This window comes from Rickettsia endosymbiont of Orchestes rusci (assembly GCF_964030945.1).
Classification (GTDB): domain Bacteria; phylum Pseudomonadota; class Alphaproteobacteria; order Rickettsiales; family Rickettsiaceae; genus Rickettsia.
Window position 1 is genome coordinate 152,247 of record NZ_CAXIQG010000002.1, and the last position, 23,263, is coordinate 175,509.

Genomic DNA, 23,263 nt, shown 5'->3' on the forward strand with positions numbered 1-23,263 from the left:
ACGGCTGTACAACGTATTTCATAAAGCTTGATACAAGCGAATTTTTCAGGACTCGCCTGTGCTCACGTACTTTTGTACGCTGCGCAGGCTCGCCTTTAAATTCATCTTGTCTGAAGCCTTCTGAAATACGCTGTATAATATATGCTGAAGTGGCTTAAATCAAGTGTTTTAATTAGTGGTTGATTGGCATTGCAAAATAAGAGTTGATATCGTCATTGCGAGGAAATTACGAAGTGATTGACGAAGCAATCCAGCTAAAAGTTAGCATTTTTTGTTATTTTTTATGGATTGCCACGCTCCTTACAGTCGCTCGCAATGACGATATCTATCTTTATTTTGCAATGCCGTTGATTACAATTTTACCGTATAGCTTTAACCATTATGGTCTATACCTTAATGCTTTTTGCTATACGTTTATACGTATAACTATAAACTATCTTTTACTGTGGATTTAACTAGATAATTCTATAAAGGAACTGAAGATAAGAAAGAGGGGTAATAGATTTTTTAAATCGTAAATAATTAGTTAAAGATAGTGACAGCAAAAATCGGACTTTGATATACTCTTCGTCTTTATTAAAATTGGACGTCGTCGTCTGCATGAATTCGTACTTCGTTACGTATCTAAATACGCTCCTCATACTCATCATTTGTCTCCTAGCCAATTTTAAAAATACTTTGAGTATATTTTTTGTAGTATATTCCTTACCAAAGTAAGCAATATACTAAGTTAGTCTTTAAAGGAGGTAATCCAGCCGCAGGTTCCCCTACGGCTACCTTGTTACGACTTCACCCCAGTCGCTAATTTTACCGTGGTTGGCTGCCTCTTGCGTTAGCTCACCACCTTCAGGTAGAACCAACTCCCATGGCGTGACGGGCAGTGTGTACAAGGCCCGAGAACGTATTCACCGCGGCATGCTGATCCGCGATTACTAGCGATTCCAACTTCATGCTCTCGAGTTGCAGAGAACAATCCGAACTGAGATGTCTTTTAGGGATTTGCTCCACGTCGCCGTATTGCTTCCCTCTGTAAACACCATTGTAGCACGCGTGTAGCCCAACCCATAAGGGCCATGATGACTTGACGTCGTCCCCACCTTCCTCCGGCTTATCACCGGCAGTTTTCTTATAGTTCCCGGCATTACCCGCTGGCAAATAAGAATGAGGGTTGCGCTCGTTGCGGGACTTAACCCAACATCTCACGACACGAGCTGACGACAGCCATGCAACACCTGTGTGTGGTCCAGCCGAACTGAAGGAAAGCATCTCTGCGATCCGCGACCACCATGTCAAGGGTTGGTAAGGTTTTTCGCGTAACATCGAATTAAACCGCATGCTCCACCGCTTGTGCGAGCCCCCGTCAATTCCTTTGAGTTTTAATCTTGCGACCGTACTCCCCAGGCGGAGTGCTTAATGCGTTAGCTACGAAACCGAAAGAAATTCCTCCGATATCTAGCACTCATCGTTTACGGCGTGGACTACCAGGGTATCTAATCCTGTTTGCTCCCCACGCTTTCGTGCATCAGTGTCAGTTGTAGCCCAGATGACCGCCTTCGCCACCGGTGTTCCTCCTAATATCTAAGAATTTCACCTCTACACTAGGAATTCCATCATCCCCTACTACACTCTAGATTAGTAGTTTTGAAAGCTATTCCGAGGTTAAGCCCCGGGCTTTCACTTCCAACTTACTAAACCACCTACGCACTCTTTACGCCCAGTAATTCCGAACAACGCTAGCCCCCTCCGTCTTACCGCGGCTGCTGGCACGGAGTTAGCCGGGGCTTTTTCTGCAGGTAACGTCATTATCTTCCCTGCTAAAAGAGCTTTACAACCCTAAGGCCTTCGTCACTCACTCGGTATTGCTGGATCAGGCTTTCGCCCATTGTCCAATATTCCCCACTGCTGCCTCCCGTAGGAGTCTGGGCCGTGTCTCAGTCCCAGTGTGGCTGATCATCCTCTCAGACCAGCTACAGATCGTAGGCTTGGTAGGCCATTACCCCACCAACTACCTAATCTGACGCGGGCTCATCCATCAGCGATAAATCTTTCCTCCGTAGAGAATATACGGTATTAGCTTTTATTTCTAAAAGTTATTCCGTACTGATGGGCAGATTCCCACGTGTTACTCACCCGTCTGCCACTAATTAATTAGAGCAAGCCCTAATTAACTCGTTCGACTTGCATGTGTTAAGCATACCGATAGCGTTCGTTCTGAGCCAGGATCAAACTCTCAAGTTTGATTCTGTCTATTTTTACTTCAAAAAATTGACAGGTTTAATTAATCACTTAAAGTGATATGTACATTTCGCTGTCACTATCTATATCTAATTATTTACTTTTAAAACAGCTGCGAAACCTTTGTAAGTCATCGCCTTCGTAGGAGTAGTTATAAGCAAGATATCGCCCCTTGTCAACTACATTTTTTAAATTATTTCTATTTTTTTTATTTTATTTTAAATCGTCATTGCGGAAAGTCGTAGGTGTTGTTGCATGGTTTGAGAAATTAATAAAAATCCGTCATGGCGAAGCCACGAAGTGGCTGTGGCCATCTAGGAAAATAATAGTCGTCCTGAATTTATTTCAGTATCTACAAAAAAGATGCTGAAACAAGTTCAGCATGACAAAAACTGGATGGCCACGGCGCCAAGAGGCGCCTCGCCATGACGATTCCGGGAGCCGACGATTTAGTTATTCACGAAAACACTACACTTTCAAGCGTTTAATTTTGCTCGCTAGTTCTTCGGTATTAAATTCTATATTAATTACTGCCCCGCCTTGTTTTCTGTTAGCTATATCTAAGGTAGCACAATGTTCTTGGGCTATTTTCTTAACGATAGCAAGCCCTACCCCCATACCTTTATTCCGAGTAGTTACGTAAGCTTCCGCTGCTCTACCGATTAGCTCCGGCGGAAAGCCGATGCCGTTATCTATTACGGATATAGTAACTATCGAAGATGAAGATGCTATAGCAACCGAAATATTACCTTTTGTTGCATTTTTTGTAGACTCTATGGATTCTTCAGCATTTTTTAACAAGTTAATCATTATTTGATTTATTTGCGTAGCATCACAGACAAAATCAATCGAATTAACATCACTATTAAAAACATATGATATTTTGTCATTTATTAATTTACGCGATTTGACTATTTCTTTTATAAACAAGACTAAATCGCAATGAGCAAAACTAGGAGCGGGGAGCCTTGCAAAAAGCACAAACTCAGAAACAATCTTTTTTATATCGTTAGTATGACGGATAATCATGTACAAATAATTCTCAAATTCTACCTTGTCTTTTACGTCATTACTAAATTTTTTAAGCAATCTTTCCGAAGCAAGTAAAATAGGAGTTAACGGATTTTTAATTTCATGCGCTACTTTCTTTGCAACATCCGACCAGGCAAGCGCGCGCTGGGCAATAACTAAATCTCTTTGTTGACGGCTAAGCTGTTTAATCATTCTATTAAATGCCGAATAGAGTGCGCCTATTTCATCTTTGTCGACTTCATCTTCAGAAACTTGAATAGTTAAATCACCGTCTTTTACTTTATCCGTGGCGTTAACTAATTTTTTTATAGGATTTACTATTTTAGCGGTAAACATCACGCCGAAACTTATCGCCACTAACAAAAGCAATAAGGCAATGAAAATAAAAATTATCGAAAATTTAATTTGCATGCCTGAAACTTGATTTTTAAGACGATAATACTCTCCTGCCGCACCGTTAGTTTTATCGATATGATCAATAATTTTATTGTCAATTAATCTCCCGACTAATAAATATACGTCATTATATTCTTTGAGCTTAATCAACATACGGATTTTAGTAGGATCGGACTTTACTTCCACTATCTCACCTAAATCCGCTTTTTTTATTAAATGCGCCGGTATAGTTGCAAAGGATAATGAAAAGCTTAAAAAAGTATTAGCAATAATAGTATTAGTAGATTTGTTCAAAACTATTGCTTCATCTAGTGAGCGCATCTCGGCTTCGGTATTTAGCGTTTTGGTAAATAAAGCGGGATTATGCACCAAGTCGTAATACATATCGCTTAAATCCTCGGCAACGGATAAAACGGTTTCTTTTAGCTGTAATTTATGTTCGTCAATATAAGATTCGGCGACTATTATGGATTGATCTAAAACGGCCGAAATTTTTTTATCAAACCAAACTTGAATACCGAAATTAAAGAAATAAGCGGAAAACACCGAAACAATAATAGTCGGAACGGTAGCAACCAAACTAAAAGCAATAATAATGCGATTCTGTAACTTGGAAACATTTTGATCGTCACCCTTAGTAAAAAAGCTTTGAAAGAATTTGCGAGCGAGTAATATACCTAAAATTAAAAAAATTACTAAATCGACTAATATAAATCCTATAACTTTACTAGGGTCTAGCCCGCCTTTTCTTGACTCTACCGACATTACGTAATAAGTAGCACAAGCTAAAATAGTCGCAACGATCATTAAAATAAAAATTATTGTTCTACTGTGAAGATACTGACTATGAAGATATTTTTGTAATAGCGGTTTAAAATAATTTGGCATAATGATTAATTACTATGAGTGTTGTCTCTGGATGCGGCAAGAACTTAGTAAAATTAAAGTCATGTACGGTGTCATACCGTGGCTTGACCCTGTGTTGTTACATGGCTCGAAAAAAGTGCTGTATGTCATTCCCGCGAAGGCGGAAATCCAGAAGAATTAAACAAATGTAACGATAACTTACAGTTATATAGAAAAAAGCCTTACAAGCTAAGGCTTTTTAGCCTGGATTCCTGCCTTCGCAGGAAGGCATTGTTGCATGGATCGAAAAACGCATTCGGTGTCATACCGTGGCTTGACCACGGTATCCAGTCTTTTTATCATGAGTTTTCTGGATACCGTGGTCAAGCCACGGTATGACACCGGTTTGCTTTGCAAATTCTTAAACAAATTCTAATAATACTTGCCCTCTTAATACATGATCTTTTTCATTAACAAAAACTTTGGCTATTTTTCCGTCTCTTTCTGCTAGAATTATATTTTCCATTTTCATAGCGGTTAGTATCATGATTTCCTGCCCTGCTATTACTTCTTCACCTTCTTTTACTTTAATTGCGGCAATTTGTCCCGTTAGAGGAGCTTGTAGTTCCGAGCTTTCTTCTTTAACGATTTTTGCAATCATTAATGCCTCAAGCTCCGATATACGCGGGGAACGGACAAAGGCTTTTACGCTAATACCGGCATGCGATAAAATATAGCCGGTCGGTATATTTTCAATTCTAACATTAGCTTTTTTACCGTTAACTAAGCATGAAAAAAGATCACTACCTAAATGCCAACTACTACGAATATATAACCGATCACTCTCATGGCGTATATTATAACCGTTTTCAACCGGCGTAATTAACACCGGAAATAATTTATCGTCAATTGATACTACCCATCTAGTACCGATTTTATTACTTTGGTTATTAATATTGCCGGAAATTGACGAAGCACGTTTTTGTTCCGAAATATAAATAAAAATAGCGGTGGCAACAAATACGCCGGTAACTTCAGAAGTTAAGCTGGCACCTGAAAAGCCGTCCGGATATTCTTCTTCTATAAAGGCAGTATTAATATCACCGCTGACAAAACGCGGATGTAACATTACCGCTTCTAAAAAACTTATATTGTGAGAAATACCGTTAATTATATATGAGCTTAAAGCCGATCTCATAACTTCGATTGCCTGCTCTCTAGTCTCGCCGTAAGTGCATAATTTTGCAATCATCGAGTCATAAAACATGCTTACCTCACCGCCGAGTCCGATACCGGTATCTATACGAATATTAGAATTTTTCGCAGGTTCGGAATAGGCGGTAATCCTACCGCTAGATGAGAGAAATCCTCGACTTGGATTTTCTGCGCAAATTCGTGATTCAAACGCCCAACCTTTTAACTGCACATCCTCTTGAGAAAATGAAAGTTTCTCGCCGGCGGCAATTCTTATCATCTCTGCAACTATATCTATGCCGGTAATCAGCTCGGTAACGGGATGCTCTACCTGCAGCCTAGTATTCATCTCTAAAAAGTAAAAATTTTTCTCGCTATCTACTATAAACTCAACAGTACCGGCTGAATAATATCCGACCTTTTTGGCTAAAGATATTACTTGGCTGTACATTTGTTGCCTGATCTCTTCGGTAATAAAGGAACTCGGAGCTTCTTCAATTACTTTTTGATGATGACGCTGGATAGAGCATTCCCGCTCCCCTAAACAAACGTTATTGCCGTGCTGATCGGCAAGTAATTGAATTTCAATATGCCTAGGCGATTGGATTAATTTTTCAATAAATAATCTACCGTCGCTAAAACTATTTACCGCTTCAAGCTTAGCCGATTCAAAAGCACTAGCCATTTCTTCTTGATCTTTTACTACTCTCATACCGCGCCCGCCGCCGCCGGCAGTCGCTTTAACTATTACGGGGAAACCTATTTCATTGGCAATATCGATTGCTTGCTTAACATTACTGATTGTTCCCATATAACCCGGAACGGTACTAACTCCTGCTTCAATCGCAATTTTTTTTGCCTCAATTTTATCGCCCATTTTTTTAATAGCCGTAGCACTCGGGCCGATTAAAGTAACGCCTTCCCTCTTTAAAATATTAGCAAAATTCGGATTTTCGGACAAAAATCCGTAGCCGGGATGCACGGCACCCGCCCCGCTCTCACGAATAGCCGAGATAATATTCTTGGTGGATAAATAACTTTCTGTTGCCGGAGAATTACCGATATAATAAGCCTCATCCGCATATTGCACATGCATTGAGCTGGTATCTGCTTCAGAATATACCGCAACTGATTTAATGCCCATTTTCCTTAGGGTACGGATTATTCTCAAGGCAATTTCACCGCGATTAGCGATTAAAACTTTATCAAATAATGGTTTAGTCATAATTTATGTATTATTAATTTTTTTAATATCGTTTTCGCATAAAATGCCGCATCGTCATTGCGAGCGAAGCGAAGCAATCCAGGCTCTCCCGAATGGAATGAGGGATTTAATCAGAATGCTAAATAAATTTAGCATAAAAATATGTTCAACTGGATTGCCACGTCGGGACTTCGTCCCTCCTCGCAATGACGGTTTCGGATGTTATACTAATCCCCACAACAATGCCCGCTCGCAATGGCGTTATAACCTATAACGGCAAATTATCGTGCTTTTTCCAAGGTAATTCGACTTTTTTAGTACGCAGGAAATTTAACGCCTTACATATCCGCCATCTAGTATTTTGCGGTTTTATAATATCGTCTAAATACCCCCTAGAAGCCGCAACAAACGGCGATGTTACCGTATCTTTATATTCAGCGATTTTCTGCTTTTTTGCTTCCGGGTCTTTACATTCTTCTTTAAATATTATTTCTGCCGCTCCTTCGGCTCCCATAACGGCAATTTCCGAATTAAACCACGCATAATTTATATCACCTCGCAAATGCTTTGAATTCATAACTATATAAGCTCCTCCGTAAGCTTTGCGGGTAATTACGGTAATTTTAGGAACGGTTGCCTCGGCATAAGCGTATAAAAGTTTAGCTCCGTGCTTAATAATACCGTCATGCTCCTGAGCGGTACCGGGTAAAAAGCCGGGTACGTCGACCAAACTAACGATCGGAATATTAAAAGCATCGCAAAAACGGATAAATCTTGCCGCCTTTCTTGAGGCGTTAATATCTAAGCATCCAGCTAAATGCAACGGCTGATTAGCTACAAAACCGATCGGATACCCTTCCATATAACCAAAACCGATAATAATATTTTTAGCAAAATCCGGCTGTAATTCAAAAAATTCTCCTTCATCGACAATACGCTCTATTAATTCCTTCATATCATAAGGTTTATTAGGGGTAACGGGTATTAAGGTACTTAAAGACATATCCACCCTATCGGCCGGATCGACTGTACAGCGCACAGGCATAGGACTACGATTAGATAAAGGCAGGAAATTAAAGAATTTACGGACTTCTAAAAGAGCTTCCACGTCATTTTTAAATGCCAAATCGGCGACACCGCTTTTAGTCGTATGCATATGCGCACCACCGAGTTTTTCTTGGCTTACTTCTTCACCGGTAACGGTTTTAACTACGTCCGGACCGGTGACAAACATATAAGAAGTATTTTTAACCATAAATATAAAATCGGTTAAAGCCGGAGAATATACGGCACCGCCGGCGCAAGGCCCCATAATTAAAGTAATTTGCGGAATAACTCCCGAAGCCAAAACATTTCGCTGAAATATTTCGCCGTAACCGGCAAGCGCGTCTACGCCTTCTTGAATTCTAGCGCCCCCTGAATCATTAATACCGATAACCGGCGCACCGCTAGCTATAGCAGCGTCGATAATGTTACAGATTTTTTTAGCATGATGCTCACCGAGCGAACCGCCAAACACCGTAAAATCCTGACTATAAATAAAAACTAACCTACCGTTTATAGTGCCGTGACCGGTTACTACCCCGTCACCTAAAAATTTTTTATCTTTCATGCCGAAATTATCGCATCTATGTGATACATACATACCCGTCTCGGTAAAGCTACTAGGGTCTAACAATATTTCTATTCGTTCCCTACTTGTTAGTTTACTTTTTTTATGTTGCAAGTTAATTTTTTCTTCACCGCCTCCTTGCCTCGCAATATTTCGCTTTTCATCAAGTAACTCAGAAGAATGTATATTAAATTGACTCATATGTACTTTTATCTGTTTAATGATTGATGTATACTATATAATAAAATTGTGAAAAGCCTAGTAGAAATTTTTATTGCGGCTTTAAAACCCTAGTTTATAAGGCAATAACTAAGTAACGGTAATATCAAGTGACTATAACAAAAGAAAATTCAGAAAAACCCGTAAAACCCAAATCAAAAACAAAATTCGATAATTTATCAAGTGCGTTAAAAGAAAATTTACAAAGACGTAAGAAAATCCGTCAGCATTGTGAGGAGGTGCGCAAACAAACGACGCAGCAGTAAAAAACTTGATTGTTGCATGTTTACACGCTGCCGTGAGTATCAAAAGGATTAAATATTCGTATATCAAACATACTATAATGCTTAATATTCCTAGTCACTAATATTATATTTCTTTGCTTTGCTTGTGCAGCTATCAAACTATCAATAGCATTTGTACTATCTATGCTCATCAATTCTGCCCATTCTTCACAAATTTCTAGGTTAACCCCAATAATCTTCTCAGCATAATCTATTATTAAACTATCTAGCCATTTCATCAATCCTAAGCTTGTTGCTTTATCCTTTTTAGCTATTTTCAATACTCCAATTTTTATTTCTCCTATAGTTAAACAACTCAAATATAACTGACTAGGATGAATATTTGAAAACCATTCCATTACTCTAATATCAGGAGTTTTTTTACGTAATTCCGATATAATATTAGTATCTAACAAATATTTCATAATTCAACCTCTCTAGACTTACCTCTTGCTCTCTCAATTTCTAAATCGTCAAATTTTGGACCGCTTAATAAGAATTCACTAAAATTAAGTTTTTGCTTTATAAGCTTTTCATAATCATTTATTCCTATGATTATTACTGCATCTTCTCCTCTTTTAGTAATACATTGCGGTTTGCCGTGCATTGCCGTATCAATAATGTTACTCAACTTATTTTTTGCTTCATGTAATTGCCATTTATCCATACTAATAACCTCCTAATAATGCCTAGCTTTTAATTATAGCTAGACCGTCTAGATTAGAATAACATAATAATCTAACTATGTAAACAAATTAAAGCTATACGTGAGCACAAGCGAGACTTGCAAAATTTGGTGTATAGACCTTAATGCTTGAAGCTATATATTTGACATGCTGGGATAAATTGCATAATATACCTCATATTTTTAAAATGAGTATTATGGAATCAGATAAATTATATCTTTTTAAAGATAAGCGTTTTTTACCGAATTTTATAGTACAATTTTGCGGTTGCCTTAATGATAATATATTAAAAAACGCTCTTATTATTCTGATAACTTACGGCTTATCAAATCATTTAAGCGAATATAGTAATATGCTGGTGTTAGCCGCAAATACTATCTTCGTATTACCTTTTATAATATTTGCCAGTATTGCCGGGCAAGTTGCCGATAAATATGAACGATCCACTTTAGTTAAAATCATTAAAAGCTGCGAAATTGCTATAATCGGTGTTGCTATTTACGGCTTTCTTCATAATAGCCTGCTAATCCTTTTCTTCTCCATTTGTTTTATGGGAATTCATTCAACATTTTTCGGTCCTATAAAATATAGCGTTTTACCGGATCATTTAAATAAAGATGAGTTACTAGGCGCTAACGGTTTTGTCGAAGCGGGAACTTTTATTAGTATTTTTATCGGTACTATAATAGGTAGTTATTATACTATCAGCAGCAATTTCATTATCCTAGCCTTAGTTATAGTTGCTATTTTGGGATTTATTACTAGTTTTTTTACACCGAAATCAAATAATGCTAATCCGGGTATTAAGATAAATTTTAATATCATAAGCGAAAGCTTAAACATGCTAAAATATGCTAAAGCTAAGAAACAAGTATATTTAGCGATACTCGGCATCTCATGGTTTTGGTTTATCGGGGCTGCAATAATTGCTCAAATTCCTCTGCTTGCTAAAGAAACTTTCGGTGCCGATGAAAATGTCGCTAATTTATTTTTAGCAATTTTTTCACTTGGGGTAGGAGCAGGATCATTTTGGTGTAGCAAGATTTTTGAAAATGAAATTACTTCCAAATATGTTTTTATTTCGGCACTCGGAATTAGCATATTCGGTATCGATCTGTTTTTTGCCAGCAGAATAAGCGCAATTCACTATGAACCTGAACAACTAAAAAGCATTTTGGTATTTTTATCGAAAAAGCATAATTGGCGTATCGTTATAGATTTATTTTTTATTGCAGCTATCGGTGGCTTATATATCGTACCGCTTTTTGCGGTATTGCAATATTTCACAAGCCCCGCTCATCGCAGCCGCATTATAGCCGTAAATAATTTAATCAATTCAATTTTTATGGCGGCCTCTACTATAATATTATCATTATTATTTTACCTAAATTTCTCAATTCCGTTCGTTATATTGGTGGTAAGCTTACTTAATATAAGTGTTGCTTTTTATATTTATCGTTTAATGCCGGAAGTTAAGATTATTCCGTTTAGCGTGATAAAAAGTATCTTTCAAGCATTTTTTGACTTAATGTATAAAGTTGAAGTTAAAGGAATCGAGAATTTTTATAAAGCCGGAAAAAGAGCCGTAATTATAGCTAATCATATTTCTTATCTTGATCCGCCGCTACTTGCAACTTACTTGCCGGAGCAAATGACTTTTGCTATCAATACTGAAATAGAAAAAGTATGGTGGATTAAGCCTTTCTTAAAAATGGTAAAAACTTTGTCGGTTGATCCGACTAACGCCATGGCTATAAAAACTTTAATAAAAGAAATTCAAAAAGATAAGAAAATAGCTATTTTTCCTGAAGGAAGAATAAGCATGACCGGTTCTTTAATGAAAATTTACGAAGGTCCCGGCATGATTGCCGATAAAGCCGACGCAGTAATTTTACCGGTTAGAATAGACGGAACACAATTTACACATTTCTCCAAACTAAAAAATATATTAAAAAGAAAAATATTCCCCAAAATTACTATTACCGTTTTACCGCCGGTAAAGTTTTCACCTCAAGAAATAATGGATAATAGAGAAAGACGTAAATATATCGGGCAAGCTCTGTATGATATCATGGCCGATATGATGTTTGAAAGCTCCGATTATAAGAATACTTTATTTCAATCTCTTATTGAATCTGCTAAAATTCACGGTTTTAATAAAAAAATAATTGACGATATCGAGAATAATTCAGCTACTTATCGGCAGTTATTATTTAAATCTTTTATTTTAGCCGATTTAATTAAAAAAAATACTGCTTTAAATGAACATGTAGGGCTAATGCTGCCTAATATGTCCACAACAATTATTACTTTTTATGCTACGCAATTTTGTCAGCGTATACCCGCCATGATTAACTGGGTAGGCGGCGCAAGTACCATTGTCGCCTCATGCAAAACGGCTGCAGTTGCAACAATTTATAGCTCTCGAAAATTTATTGAAAAAGCCGCTTTACAGGAAGTAATAGCTAAGCTTCTTGAGGCTAATATAAAAATAATTTACCTTGAAGACGTGAAAGACGATATCGATTTATGGCTAAAAATAAAATCGTATGTCGGTAGTTTTTTTCCACAAAGCTATTATAATCACTTATGCAGTAATCCGAGCGACAAAGATGCGGCTGTTATCCTCTTTACTTCAGGTACTGAAGGCACGCCTAAAGCCGTAGCATTATCTCATCAAAATTTACAAGCTAATAGATATCAAATATCCGCGAAAATACATTTTAGTCCTGAGGATTTAGCTTTTATTGCGCTGCCCATGTTTCATTGTTTCGGTCTTACCGGCACGGTTATTATGACGCTTAACGGTATAAAATCATTTTTCTATCCTTCACCGCTGCATTACCGTGCTATACCCGAAACAATATATGATGTCGGAGCGACTATTTTAATCGGTACCGATACGTTTTTAAACGGCTATGCCTGCTATGCTCATCCTTATGATTTTTATTCCGTACGTTATATATTTGCCGGCGCAGAAAAACTTCAAGAGAAAACCAGACAATTATGGCTTAATAAATACGGCATCAGAATTTTTGAAGGATACGGCATTACCGAAACCGCACCGGTTATCGCCTGTAACACTCCTATGCACAATAAACAAGGGACAGTCGGAAGATTACTATCTAAAATCGAATATAATATTAAACCGGTGGAAGGAATAAAAGAAGGCGGGCGTTTATTCGTCAAAGGACCGAATATTATGCTTGGCTATTTAAACCTAGATAAGCCCGGCACTATTCAATCGGTAGCGTCACAGGAAAAAGGTTGGTATGATACGGGCGATATCGTAAAAATCGATTCGGAAGGCTATATAACTATCATCGGAAGAGTTAAACGCTTTGCCAAAATAGCCGGCGAGATGATTTCGCTGGCAGCTATAGAGGAATTAGCAACACGAATAGATTCAGATCCTAACAGTATAAATGCCGTCATTTATTTAGCTGACGAAAAAAAAGGCGAGCAGATTTTACTTTTTACCACTAGCCCTATTATTACTAAAGAAAGCTTTATAAACATAATAGACAAAGTCATGGTTTCAGCAATGCATTTGCCTAAATTTATTATTAACGTTCCAGAAATACCGATATTCCCGACCGGTAAAGTTAATTACCCAGAAGTGATTAAAATGGCGCGGGAATATGTGCAAAGCTGAGGAGGTATTTAGGAAATGAATAGTCATTTAATAAAAATTATATTAGATATAGTTATTTTCTTAGAATTTTCTAATGAAGATATTATAAATGACGACTCTGCTATTCAAATGATGGAGAGCATAGCTTATGAATTGCAGAAAATGGAAGAATCACATAAAAATGATTTTATAAAAAAAATAAATGAGTTAGCTAATGAATATAAAGACGAACAAAAAGTATTTGTACAAACATTCGCTTACAATTGGGGGCTTATTGAAAAGTAAATATTTATATAGTCTTTTGATTTAAATGTATTTTTAAAAAAACTGCGTCGGCTACATTTCTGCAGAGGCGTTATTACGTGGATCGATTCTACTCTGTTATTGCGAAGAGGTGTTCGTGGATGGTTAAAAGCGCTTAAAACTTGTCATCTAGTTGCTTGACCGGCGTTGCCCGCGTGGCTCAAAAATTAATAAAAATCCGTCATGGCGAAGCCGCGTAGTGGCTGTGGCCATCCAGGCTATCCCGAATATATGAGGGATTTAATTAGAATACCAAAAAATTTATATAGGTGGCAAGTTTAGTATAAAAATATGTTTATACTTAGATGGCCACGGCGCCAAGAGGCGCCTCGCCATGACGGTTTGGGTATCCACGTAACAATGCTGCGCGGGAATGACATCGAAAATTCGAGCCACGCGGGCATTGCCACTCACACTATCTATCTTCTTCTAGAACTAGAACGATGATCAACCTTTTTCAGTTGATGTTTTTTTATTGCGTTCGCTAATTCTTGTTTATGATCATTTTGCTCGCCGCTTTTAGTAGGTTCTTGCTTAATTACCTCTCCGGCCTTAATCACCTGTTGTTGTATATTAATAGGAATTTCCGATTTATTTACGACTGATTGTTGTTGCGGTTTCCATCCAACAGGAGGTAGAGGCGGAGGTGGAGGCATTGGAGTAGCGCTAGGTGATAGCAGCGATTTAGAAGGTTGGCGCGGTTCATTACTTACTACTCCCGATATTTGCTGTTTTTGTTTCTCTACCTCTTCTTTTTTACGCTTTATCGCGGCCATAGCTCCTTGAGCCTGTCTCTCTACAGCTGTCGGTTCTGATTTTGTAGCCTTATTACTACTGTTTTTATTATTAAACTGCTCTGCTCTTTTGGCAGTATCCTTTATAGTATTTATTTCTTTTTCACAACTTTTTAACGTAGCCTCAGCCTCCGGTATAATTTTATTATTAATCTCTCTCATGCGTTCGTTAATATTATTTATTATTGCTTTACTTGGAGCCTTTTCTTTGCTTGCTCTCAATTTTTTTAGTTCGGCTTCAGCATCTTTTTTTGATTTCTGCGCTACTATTTGCTTTTGTTTTAACTCTTCTAAACGTTTTTCATGATTATTTATTTTCTCTTCAGAAGATTTTACTTGAGAGGATGAAGTCCTAACAGTAGCATCTTGTTTCTTGCTAACGGCAAATTTTGTTGCAAGTTCTTCTGCAAGAGTAAGTGCTTTCTTCTCGGTTACTTTGCTAATTTTATTATCTGATGATTTATCTCCTAAGTCTGCTGTTTCAAGATCATTAAATTTTGCTTCAGGTGATAACTGCTTATCTTTAACTTTTTGTAATTCCGGCTCTTCCTTTTGCACCTTCCGTGTTGTCTCTTTTAACAAATTATGAAGCTGTGTGGTAGTGCTGACAATAGGAGTTTTTACCTGATCAGGAAATCGCAAAATTTTATAAGCTTTTTCTAAGTCTTCTTTTAAATAATCATAAGTCGCTTTAATACCGATTACGTCCGTATCAAAACTTGCAGCAATTTGAGCAGCTAAATTGACAGCCTCCGGTGTCGGTTGCTTTCCCTCCTCACATAAAGGTTGTATTATAACTTTAGATTTTCCCCCCAACAACCATTGTGAGAAAATATTCGGCTCATAAATTTGTATTTGAACTTCCGCACCTTTTATATCTTGGATTTTTATCTCTCCTTCGTAACCCGTAAATTTATTTAACCAAAATTTTGGTTGATTTAGCTCAGTTTTTAATCCATCAATATCTTTTAACTTAGGAAAAATATTTTTTATATCATTATCGTTACTCTTAAGAAAATTATTTAAATTCTTAAAAACCGTATCATTCTGATAATTTACATTGTTTATCTCATAACCGACGGCATTTTCCGTAAAATTTAATTCAAACGGCTCTGCTTTTATTTTATTATATAATTTTTTTAAAAATTCTTCATTAAAATCTCTATTATCATTTGTACCGCGCAAATTTTTCTTCAACTCTTCAAAAGTCATTTTTCGAGAAGCGGCAATACTAGAACTATGCAGATCGGTATTAAGCATGATTGTTTGAAACGCTAATATATATGCCGCATCTTTACTTTTTATTTCCCCGTCAGGGTTTTGTTCACAATATTTTTTTCCGAAAGCTTCAACTAATCTATCTATTTTTTGAGCTTCACCCGGCAACTTAAATGTTTTTAAATAATCCCGCAAACTTTCTAAAAAAAACTTTTCTTTAAAATCAAATTGTTTAACAAAACTTTTTAATATTTTTTGGTTATCTTCTCCGCGGGTTCCTAGGTAATCTCCTACCGATTCTAAATTTAAATTTCTTTTTTCTTCACAAAAAAACTTAGCGATTTCTTCTACAAAATCTTTATTTTGCTGCAAACATAAATCTTTAATTTTTTTTATACCATCTTTAGAATGATTATTAAAAAAATTAATTATTTCTTTTTTATTTTTTTCAGAGAAAGGCATAATATTCCCTCTTAAGTTAATTAATTTTAATCTTTATATATATCTTTATACATATAAAGTTATTTTAATTCAAATACTTTATATATTTTATTAAATTAACTAGGCCTTGTTGCACGGCTACCGGAATCGTCATTACGAGCGACTGGATACCTTGGCGACTGGATACCTTGTTGCATGGCTTGAATTTTCGATGTCATTCCCGCGCAGGCGGGAATCCAGAAAATATTTAAAATAAGCAAAATTATATAATAAATTACTATGTTAATTTGCTCATATTAACTTTCTGGATTCCCGCCTTTAGCTAGAATGACATACGACACTTTTTTAGAGCCATGCGGGCAACGCTAATTAACTACTAAAAGCTGCTTCAATACAAGCAAAAGTTGCAATTTTTAATATATCATTAGCAGTAGCACCGGTTTGTAAGATTTGAACAGGATATTCAAAACCGTTAATTATTGGACCGATAAAGGCATTAGAAGAAAATTCCTGTAATAATTCGGTAGAGATAGCGGCGGAATTTAAACCAGGCATAATTAGCACATTAGCCGGTCCCGATAACCGACAAAATTTATATAATTTACGTAAATTAGAGTTCAGAGCTACATTTACCGACATTTCACCGTCATATTCAAAATCTAACTTCATATTATTGAGTTCCGACTCCTCATCTTCCCGCAAACTATCTAATATTTTTACCGCTTCACGAATACGAGCGGTTTTTTCTTTGGTAGCATTACCGAAATTGGAGAATGAAAGAAGTGCAACCCGCGGTATCATGCCCATATTTTTAGCAATTTCTGCGGTCTGCACGGCAATTTGAGCAAGCTCCCAGCTATTTGGAAATTCAGTGATACTATTATCGGCAATAATTATGTTCTGTTCCTTAGCGATCATAATAGAATAGCCTAAAATTCTACGCTTCCGTTTTACCGGGATTACCTTCATTATATCTTCAAGGCTATCTGCATAACTCTTGGTAATCCCTGTTAGAACCGCATCGGCATCTTTGCACGCTACCATACAGCTTGCGAAAATATTTTTATCTGTTTTGACAAGTTTTGCACAATCTCGGTAGAGATACCCTTTCCGTTGCAACCTTTCATATAAATAATCAATATATTTATCAAGATTCTCATTGATAGACGCATTCATTATTTCTATGCCGTCTAAATTAGTATCATGACCTATTTTTTTTAAAGTAGCTTCTATTTTTTCACGACGTCCTACTATAATAGGATAACCTAGTTTATCGTTACGCATCATAATAGCCGCCATAATTACTTCCTCTTCTTCACCTTCGGCAAACACGATTCTTTTAATAGATGCATTATGTATTTTTTCACAGAGTAAGCTCATATAATTAGAAGTAGGGTTTAATCTACTTTCTAATTCTTTTTTGTACTTGCTAATATTAAAATCAAGGATTTTAGCGACTTTGCTATCTATGGCAGCTTTGGCAACAGCGAGGGGAATAGTGGTAATTAATCTTGGATCAAAAGGCACGGGAATGATGTAATCAGCTCCGAAAACCATTTTACGCCCGAAATAAGCTTTATATACTTCTTCCGGTACAGGCTTTCTAGCAAGTTCGGCTATTGCACGGGCGGCCGCTATTTTCATTTCTTGATTAATAGTTCTAGCTCGGACGTCCAAGGCTCCGCGAAAGATATACGGAAATCCCATAACGTTATTTATTTGGTTATTATAATCCGAGCGACCGGTTGCAATAATTGCATCATCTCGAACTAGTTTTATTTCTTCAGGCGTAATTTCCGGATCGGGGTTAGCCATGGCAAAAATAATCGGGTTTTTAGCCATTTTTGCTACCATTTCTTTTGATACCGCACCTTTAGAAGATAACCCTAAAAATACGTTAGCCGATTCCATAACCTCCGAAAGAGTACGTAAATTTGTCTCTTGCGCATATATCTCTTTCCACTTATTCGTGCCGCTAGCACGACCTTTATATATTACTCCCTTCGTATCGCATAAAATTATATTTGACTTATCCGCTCCTAGAGCTATTAACAACTCAATACAGGCAATCGCTGCCGCTCCTGCGCCGTTTACGACAATTTTAAGATCACTAAACGAGCGGTTAGTAAGATATGAGGCATTCATAAGCCCTGCAGCAATAATAATTGCCGTACCGTGCTGATCGTCATGAAATACCGGTATATCCATGCAGCTTTTTAACTTTTCTTCAATTATAAAACATTCAGGGGCTTTAATATCTTCAAGGTTAATACCCCCGAAACTATAATTAAGATATTTTACCGCATTAATAAATTCCTCAGGATCTTCCGTATTAACCTCCAAATCTATAGCATCGATATCGGCAAAGTTTTTGAATAATACCGCCTTCCCTTCCATTACGGGCTTTGAGGCAGCAGCACCTAAATTACCTAGTCCCAAAACTGCGGTACCGTTAGATATTACCGCAACCAAATTCCCCCTTGCAGTATATTTGTAAATATCATCGATATTTTTAGCAATCTCAAGACAAGGAGCAGCCACGCCGGGAGAATAAGCAAGCGACAAATCTTGCTGCGTAACTAATGGTTTCGTCGGAGAAATAGCAAGCTTTCCCGCCTTACCTTTGCTATGATATTCTAACGCTTCAGCGTAATTAATTTTATTCATCTCATCCATGATAATTTATATTTATATTATTTGGTTGTAATTTATAACTTATAGCTTCTTAGATCAAGAAATTATTGATAGGTTTTTGCACACAACCTAAATTAGCAACAGAAATATTTACCAAAAATATTATATAATTAAAAACTTAAGAGAATATTAATTATTTAATTGATTTATTAAGAATAATCATCTATAATAGCGCTCTAATTAATAATTACTTAACAATTAAATTAAGGAAAATAGATATGCCTAAATTAACAATAAAAGGAAACGCTTTAAATCCCAGTGTGAAATTAAGCGAAAATAATTCTATAATTACTATAGCAGAAGCAGGAAATATTACAATTGATGGGCCTTATAATATAAATAATATGAGCCTTCTTACAATACGTGGTCTTACTGATATTGAAGTTCACGACAATTGTAACCTTACAGTTACTAGTAGTGAATTACCCTTAAATAATATAGATATTATTCATGGTATTATAGATTTAAATAATAATTATGAAGGAACAGTGCCTGTAGCTGTTTCTGTAGGAGAAAATAGTAAATTGACTCAAACCGGTAAAGATTTACCAATGAACACAGTAACTATAGGTGCGCAATCAGATTTTAATTTTACTCATCATGGAGCTGATTATACTATTCATAATTCAGCCCCGGCAACTAATAGTGCGGCTAATGGAGCATACGTTGCTTCAATTACTGGAGCAGGAACTAAGATAGAATTTAAAAACCCCCATGAAAAATTAGATTCAATAATAGAAATTGCTAAAAACCTTGAATCAGCTAGCCTTAATGACTTTAAGAAATATGAAGAAGGTAAAGAAGAAAGTAAAAAATTCATAGATTTACTGTCAGGAACAAATAATTTATCTGATAAAGTGCAAAAGATTGATTCTCATATCAATCAGCATTATTTTGAGCTTACAAAGGTTGTACAACATAATAGTACTGTAGAGAGTGATCTAGGACTGCCTAATGAAATACTAGCACATATTAGCTCTTATTTAAATTTGAGTGATATAAAACTAGATTTAGCAGGAGAAACCCATAATTTTACAGGTGAGTAAAATTATAATTATTACAAGTACGGTGTCATACCGTGGTCAAGCCCACTACTGTACGAACGTTGAAAAAAGGCTGTGTCATGCCGTGACTTGATCACGGCATCCAGGAAAATAAAGCCATATTAGACTTATTTTAGAATCTTTTTATGATATTATAAGCTGGATTCCGTGGTCGTAGCCACGGAATGACAGAATTTTTACCTCTTTATTTAAACGTTCGTACAGTAGTGGGTCAAGCCACGGTATGACACCGCACGCTTTACAAAAATTCGATCCACGCAACAATGCCCCCTTACCCCAACATATACATAATAAGCGACAAAGTAATTACCGAGAAGAAAGTAGTAAATGTTATGATAGACGCCATTGATTCCGGATCACCGCCAAGTTGACGAGATAGTACGTAAGCCGTACTTGCACAAGGCAAGCAACTATATAGTACTCCCACGGATTTAGTAACTCCTTCAATTGACATTAACCATAAAACTATTACCGTTACGATCGGAAAAGCTATTAATTTAACAAAACCCGTTAATATTACGTTAAACAAAAGCTCTTTATGAATAGTGAAATTAAGACCTGCGCCGACATTCAACATTCCTATAGCTAAAGCAGCATTAGATAGACTATCTAATGTTTTTTTCAAACCTAGATGTAGTTCAAGGTTAGAATAATTAAACATAAACCCGAAAATAGTTGCGATAATTAACGGATTGCGAATTATTAGCTTAACCATTAAAAGAATGCTGGTTTTAAGAGTAGTAGCTACTGATTTATCGGGAATATAATAAGCAAAGATTATAACCGATAAAATATTAGTAAAAATAATCATATAAGAAGAGATGACGGCAACTATAGCCAGCCCTTCTTGACCTAGTAGCGGAGCGCTTACACCAAAGAAAATGTAACTATTATAACGAATTGAACCTTGAAATATTGAAGTGAATTGTATTTTATTAATATTATATTTTTTCTGATAAATAGCTAAAATAATCGAGATAATACAAGTGGATATAATAAGAGCGAATACTAATTTAATTATTGATGAAACACTTAGGTCGGCAGTGGACACATAATTAAACAGCATCGCCGGAAATAATACGAAATATGATAATTTTTCTATCCCTCGCCAGAATTCTTCCGAGGTCAACCATTTTGTTTTGATAATACTACCAAGGATAGTAATCAAAAAAATAGGTAATGTACTGGAAAAAATATCGTTCATTTGTTAATAGTTTTGTTTTTATTTTAGCGTTGATGTCATTCCTACGAAAGTATAATTTTGTTGTATAACTCTATGTCATTCCTGCGAAAGCAGGAATCCAGAAAACTATTCAATTAAATTATCCCATTCAGGATTAGTTTTTTCTATAAGTTCTATTTTCCAACTACGCTTCCATTTTTTCAAGTTTTTTTCTCTTGCAAGTGCTTCTTTAATATCAGCAAATTCTTCTGTATAAACAAGTTTTGTAATATTATACTTTGAGGTAAAACCTTTTATTGTTTTTTGTTTATGTTCATAAGCACGACGTATTATATTATTAGTAATACCAATATATAAAGTACCATTGCGGTCAGAACATAATATGTATACCCAATACATTTTTATTTTTTGGATTCCTGCTTTCGCAGGAATGACATTAGAGCTATGTGACAACGTTCGTACAAGTAGTGAGTCAAGCCACGGTATGACATAGTAAACATTTTTATCAGCACAACTATCAATACCCTAAGCACTTTTACCTAGCTTCTCATTAATCAATTCTATCGTTTCCGCTACTCCGAAAAGCTTAATAAAGGTTCCAAGCCTTGGACCTTCGCTTTGCCCAAATAGTATTTGATATAATTCTTTAAAATAATCACGTAAATTTTCATAACCGGCTTTCATGCCGATATCATATATTGCAGTCTGAATTTGTTCAGATTCTATATCACTCGTTAAACTAGTCAGCATTTTTAAAATATCTTCTAAAATAATCTTATGTTTGGCCGTCGGCATTAAATATGATTTATGCGTTTTAATAAAGTCATTAAAGTATTTTACCGCAAAATCTGCTAAATGATCAAGATATAAAGCAGTTGCAGGCGTTGCTCTCGGTTCATATCTTGTAATAAACGCCCAAAGCACTGATTTATCTGAAGGATTACATACTGATGCGAGGTTTAAAAGTAATGCGTAAGTGATGCCGAAAGTTTCAATTTTAGGAACCTGCCCGTGATGAATATGATAAACGGGATTTGCTAATCTCTTTACGGGGTCTTCTTCTGCATGATATTTTTTATTAAAAGTAATATATTCATCGACATTTTTAGGTATTATATCAAAATATAAGCGTTTTGCTCTGGTCGGCGATTGATACATAAAAAGCGACATACTTTCCAGCGGCGCATATTTTAGCCAATCATCGACGCTAATACTATTACCTTTAGATTTAGAAATTTTTTCGCCGTTCTCATCGAGAAATAATTCACAACATAATTGCACCGGCGGAACGCCCCCAAGAATTCGGCAAATCTCGGAATAAAGCCGTGCATTTGCTAAATGATCTTTGCCGTACATTTCATAATCGACGCTTAAAGCTGCCCAGCGCATACCGAAATCCGGCTTCCATTGTAATTTACAATGTCCTTTTGTTACCGGCACTTCTACAAAATTATCTTTTTCATTTTTATAAGTAACTGTTCCGCTACTAGGATCAATTTTTTCAATAGCCACTTGCAAAACTTTACCGGTTTCGGGGCAGATAGGCATAAAAGGCGAATAAGTTGCTTTTCGCTCCGCTCGAAAAGTCGGCAGCATCAACTCCATTATTTCGTCATATTTTTTAAGTACCCTAATCATCATCTCATCAAACATGCCGGATTTATAACAATGCGTGCTACTATAAAACTCATATTTAAAACCGAATCTATCAAGGAATGACCGCATTTTAGCATTCATATAATGACCGTAACTTTCATATTCACCGAACGGATCGGGAATAGCGGTTAACGGCTGATCCATATGAGCAGCTACCATTTCAGGATTCGGGATATTACTAGGCACTTTACGCAAACCGTCCATATCATCGGAGAAACAAATTAATTTTGTCGGGATATCGGATAATTGTTTAAATGCTTCCTGTACCATAATTGTCCGTGCATTTTCCCCAAATGTTCCGATATGCGGCAAACCAGAAGGTCCGTAACCCGTTTCAAATAATACATAACCTTTAGCCGGAACTTTGCCTTTTAAATGATCTAATATTTTTTTTGCCTCTAAAAAAGGCCAAGCATTCGATCTAATCGCCTCTTCAAATATTTCTGACATTTTTTTATTTTACTTGTACTATATTAACAATGAAAGACAATCTACACTAAATTTAATTAATTGTAAAATATGACTTGTGTTTTTTATAGTTTTATACAATTTTATTCTTTAAGATTAT

At 36.3% G+C, this 23,263-nt stretch carries 20 protein-coding genes, 1 rRNA gene and 1 pseudogene; 8 read left to right on the forward strand and 14 right to left on the reverse strand.

The window, feature by feature from the left end; all coding sequences use genetic code 11:
* Window positions 1–7: 7 nt before the first annotated feature.
* The 3 genes and pseudogenes from AAHM91_RS02210 to AAHM91_RS02220 all read right to left on the reverse strand — a co-directional run.
* Window positions 8–139, reverse strand: a pseudogene (locus tag AAHM91_RS02210) (palindromic element RPE3 domain-containing protein); the annotation flags it as partial.
* A 600-nt stretch (window positions 140–739) separates the two neighbouring features.
* Window positions 740–2,238, reverse strand: a 16S ribosomal RNA gene (locus AAHM91_RS02215).
* 465 nt (window positions 2,239–2,703) lie between these two features.
* Window positions 2,704–4,551 carry a sensor histidine kinase NtrY-like gene (locus tag AAHM91_RS02220; RefSeq protein ID WP_342269720.1) on the reverse strand — a complete coding sequence of 616 codons (1,848 nt, stop codon included), beginning with the start codon at window positions 4,549–4,551 and terminating at the stop codon, window positions 2,704–2,706.
* A 1-nt stretch (window position 4,552) separates the two neighbouring features.
* Here AAHM91_RS02220 and AAHM91_RS02225 point away from each other — a divergent pair, with 1 nt between their 5' ends.
* Window positions 4,553–4,711, forward strand: coding sequence for a hypothetical protein (locus tag AAHM91_RS02225; protein ID WP_342269721.1), 159 nt, complete (start codon window positions 4,553–4,555; stop codon window positions 4,709–4,711).
* A 47-nt stretch (window positions 4,712–4,758) separates the two neighbouring features.
* Here AAHM91_RS02225 and AAHM91_RS02230 read toward each other — a convergent pair whose 3' ends face one another.
* Both AAHM91_RS02230 and AAHM91_RS02235 read right to left on the reverse strand, forming a co-directional pair.
* Window positions 4,759–4,938: a palindromic element RPE4 domain-containing protein gene (locus AAHM91_RS02230; protein WP_342269722.1), complete on the reverse strand. Its 180-nt coding sequence runs from the start codon at window positions 4,936–4,938 to the stop codon at window positions 4,759–4,761.
* On the reverse strand, window positions 4,931–6,928 hold the full coding sequence (locus AAHM91_RS02235) for an acetyl/propionyl/methylcrotonyl-CoA carboxylase subunit alpha (RefSeq protein ID WP_342269723.1): 1,998 nt from the start codon (window positions 6,926–6,928) through the stop codon (window positions 4,931–4,933). The genes AAHM91_RS02230 and AAHM91_RS02235 overlap by 8 nt, the downstream gene beginning before the upstream one ends.
* A gap of 43 nt (window positions 6,929–6,971) precedes the next feature.
* On the opposite strand from AAHM91_RS02235, the gene AAHM91_RS02240 reads away from it, so the two are divergent.
* Window positions 6,972–7,181: a hypothetical protein gene (locus AAHM91_RS02240; protein ID WP_342269724.1), complete on the forward strand. Its 210-nt coding sequence runs from the start codon at window positions 6,972–6,974 to the stop codon at window positions 7,179–7,181.
* Here the strand turns inward: AAHM91_RS02240 and AAHM91_RS02245 are convergent.
* The gene (locus AAHM91_RS02245; protein ID WP_342269725.1) at window positions 7,176–8,720 is read right to left on the reverse strand and encodes an acyl-CoA carboxylase subunit beta; all 1,545 of its coding nucleotides are present in this window, start codon (window positions 8,718–8,720) and stop codon (window positions 7,176–7,178) included. The genes AAHM91_RS02240 and AAHM91_RS02245 overlap by 6 nt on opposite strands.
* Window positions 8,721–8,848: 128 nt before the next feature.
* Between AAHM91_RS02245 and AAHM91_RS02250 the strand changes: the two genes are divergently transcribed.
* The gene (locus AAHM91_RS02250; RefSeq protein WP_342269726.1) at window positions 8,849–9,004 is read left to right on the forward strand and encodes a hypothetical protein; all 156 of its coding nucleotides are present in this window, start codon (window positions 8,849–8,851) and stop codon (window positions 9,002–9,004) included.
* A 20-nt stretch (window positions 9,005–9,024) separates the two neighbouring features.
* Here the strand turns inward: AAHM91_RS02250 and AAHM91_RS02255 are convergent, their stop codons facing one another.
* Window positions 9,025–9,447: a type II toxin-antitoxin system VapC family toxin gene (locus AAHM91_RS02255; protein ID WP_342269727.1), complete on the reverse strand. Its 423-nt coding sequence runs from the start codon at window positions 9,445–9,447 to the stop codon at window positions 9,025–9,027.
* The gene (locus AAHM91_RS02260; protein WP_342269728.1) at window positions 9,444–9,689 is read right to left on the reverse strand and encodes a type II toxin-antitoxin system Phd/YefM family antitoxin; all 246 of its coding nucleotides are present in this window, start codon (window positions 9,687–9,689) and stop codon (window positions 9,444–9,446) included. Before AAHM91_RS02260 ends, AAHM91_RS02255 begins: the two co-directional genes overlap by 4 nt.
* A 215-nt stretch (window positions 9,690–9,904) precedes the next feature.
* On the opposite strand from AAHM91_RS02260, the gene AAHM91_RS02265 reads away from it, so the two are divergent.
* The 3 genes from AAHM91_RS02265 (at window position 9,905) to AAHM91_RS02275 (ending at window position 14,092) form a co-directional block, all read left to right on the forward strand.
* Complete coding sequence (locus AAHM91_RS02265) at window positions 9,905–13,363, forward strand: acyl-[ACP]--phospholipid O-acyltransferase (RefSeq protein WP_342269829.1); 3,459 nt, start codon at window positions 9,905–9,907, stop codon at window positions 13,361–13,363.
* Between the two features lie 15 nt (window positions 13,364–13,378).
* Entirely contained in the window at window positions 13,379–13,627 is a 249-nt protein-coding gene (locus tag AAHM91_RS02270) for a hypothetical protein (protein WP_342269729.1), read from the forward strand.
* Between the two features lie 309 nt (window positions 13,628–13,936).
* Entirely contained in the window at window positions 13,937–14,092 is a 156-nt protein-coding gene (locus tag AAHM91_RS02275; RefSeq protein WP_341793042.1) for a hypothetical protein, read from the forward strand.
* Here AAHM91_RS02275 and ralF read toward each other — a convergent pair.
* A complete protein-coding gene (ralF, locus tag AAHM91_RS02280) occupies window positions 14,065–16,119 on the reverse strand; it encodes a T4SS guanine nucleotide exchange effector RalF (RefSeq protein ID WP_342269730.1) in 2,055 nt (684 codons plus the stop codon). The two genes, AAHM91_RS02275 and ralF, sit on opposite strands and share 28 nt — an antisense overlap.
* Window positions 16,120–16,228: 109 nt before the next feature.
* Between ralF and AAHM91_RS02285 the strand changes: the two genes are divergently transcribed.
* On the forward strand, window positions 16,229–16,354 hold the full coding sequence (locus AAHM91_RS02285) for a hypothetical protein (protein ID WP_341793044.1): 126 nt from the start codon (window positions 16,229–16,231) through the stop codon (window positions 16,352–16,354).
* 113 nt (window positions 16,355–16,467) lie between these two features.
* On the opposite strand, the gene AAHM91_RS02290 is transcribed toward AAHM91_RS02285, so the two are convergent.
* Window positions 16,468–18,774, reverse strand: a complete 2,307-nt coding sequence (locus AAHM91_RS02290; protein WP_342269731.1) for an NADP-dependent malic enzyme — start codon at window positions 18,772–18,774, stop codon at window positions 16,468–16,470.
* 236 nt (window positions 18,775–19,010) lie between these two features.
* Between AAHM91_RS02290 and AAHM91_RS02295 the strand changes: the two genes are divergently transcribed.
* Window positions 19,011–19,838: a hypothetical protein gene (locus AAHM91_RS02295; RefSeq protein WP_342269732.1), complete on the forward strand. Its 828-nt coding sequence runs from the start codon at window positions 19,011–19,013 to the stop codon at window positions 19,836–19,838.
* 141 nt (window positions 19,839–19,979) lie between these two features.
* On the opposite strand, the gene AAHM91_RS02300 is transcribed toward AAHM91_RS02295, so the two are convergent.
* From AAHM91_RS02300 to AAHM91_RS02315, 4 genes are all read right to left on the reverse strand, one after another.
* Complete coding sequence (locus AAHM91_RS02300) at window positions 19,980–20,117, reverse strand: hypothetical protein (RefSeq protein WP_342269733.1); 138 nt, start codon at window positions 20,115–20,117, stop codon at window positions 19,980–19,982.
* Window positions 20,118–20,127: 10 nt separating this feature from the next.
* A complete protein-coding gene (locus tag AAHM91_RS02305) occupies window positions 20,128–21,060 on the reverse strand; it encodes an AEC family transporter (RefSeq protein ID WP_342269734.1) in 933 nt (310 codons plus the stop codon).
* A gap of 105 nt (window positions 21,061–21,165) precedes the next feature.
* Window positions 21,166–21,438: a GIY-YIG nuclease family protein gene (locus AAHM91_RS02310; RefSeq protein ID WP_342269830.1), complete on the reverse strand. Its 273-nt coding sequence runs from the start codon at window positions 21,436–21,438 to the stop codon at window positions 21,166–21,168.
* Between the two features lie 126 nt (window positions 21,439–21,564).
* Complete coding sequence (locus AAHM91_RS02315) at window positions 21,565–23,145, reverse strand: lysine--tRNA ligase (RefSeq protein ID WP_342269735.1); 1,581 nt, start codon at window positions 23,143–23,145, stop codon at window positions 21,565–21,567.
* Window positions 23,146–23,263 lie beyond the last annotated feature (118 nt).

What these genes read in the sequence shown, in the direction of transcription:
- AAHM91_RS02220 (WP_342269720.1), bottom strand. Translation starts at nt 4,551, where the DNA reads ATGCCAAATTATTTTAAACCGCTATTACAAAAATATCTTCATAGTCAG.
- AAHM91_RS02225 (WP_342269721.1), top strand. Translation starts at nt 4,553, where the DNA reads ATGATTAATTACTATGAGTGTTGTCTCTGGATGCGGCAAGAACTTAGT.
- AAHM91_RS02235 (WP_342269723.1), bottom strand. Translation starts at nt 6,928, where the DNA reads ATGACTAAACCATTATTTGATAAAGTTTTAATCGCTAATCGCGGTGAA.
- AAHM91_RS02240 (WP_342269724.1), top strand. Translation starts at nt 6,972, where the DNA reads ATGCCGCATCGTCATTGCGAGCGAAGCGAAGCAATCCAGGCTCTCCCG.
- AAHM91_RS02245 (WP_342269725.1), bottom strand. Translation starts at nt 8,720, where the DNA reads ATGAGTCAATTTAATATACATTCTTCTGAGTTACTTGATGAAAAGCGA.
- AAHM91_RS02255 (WP_342269727.1), bottom strand. Translation starts at nt 9,447, where the DNA reads ATGAAATATTTGTTAGATACTAATATTATATCGGAATTACGTAAAAAA.
- AAHM91_RS02260 (WP_342269728.1), bottom strand. Translation starts at nt 9,689, where the DNA reads ATGGATAAATGGCAATTACATGAAGCAAAAAATAAGTTGAGTAACATT.
- AAHM91_RS02265 (WP_342269829.1), top strand. Translation starts at nt 9,905, where the DNA reads ATGGAATCAGATAAATTATATCTTTTTAAAGATAAGCGTTTTTTACCG.
- AAHM91_RS02270 (WP_342269729.1), top strand. Translation starts at nt 13,379, where the DNA reads ATGAATAGTCATTTAATAAAAATTATATTAGATATAGTTATTTTCTTA.
- AAHM91_RS02275 (WP_341793042.1), top strand. Translation starts at nt 13,937, where the DNA reads ATGTTTATACTTAGATGGCCACGGCGCCAAGAGGCGCCTCGCCATGAC.
- ralF (WP_342269730.1), bottom strand. Translation starts at nt 16,119, where the DNA reads ATGCCTTTCTCTGAAAAAAATAAAAAAGAAATAATTAATTTTTTTAAT.
- AAHM91_RS02290 (WP_342269731.1), bottom strand. Translation starts at nt 18,774, where the DNA reads ATGGATGAGATGAATAAAATTAATTACGCTGAAGCGTTAGAATATCAT.
- AAHM91_RS02295 (WP_342269732.1), top strand. Translation starts at nt 19,011, where the DNA reads ATGCCTAAATTAACAATAAAAGGAAACGCTTTAAATCCCAGTGTGAAA.
- AAHM91_RS02305 (WP_342269734.1), bottom strand. Translation starts at nt 21,060, where the DNA reads ATGAACGATATTTTTTCCAGTACATTACCTATTTTTTTGATTACTATC.
- AAHM91_RS02310 (WP_342269830.1), bottom strand. Translation starts at nt 21,438, where the DNA reads ATGTATTGGGTATACATATTATGTTCTGACCGCAATGGTACTTTATAT.
- AAHM91_RS02315 (WP_342269735.1), bottom strand. Translation starts at nt 23,145, where the DNA reads ATGTCAGAAATATTTGAAGAGGCGATTAGATCGAATGCTTGGCCTTTT.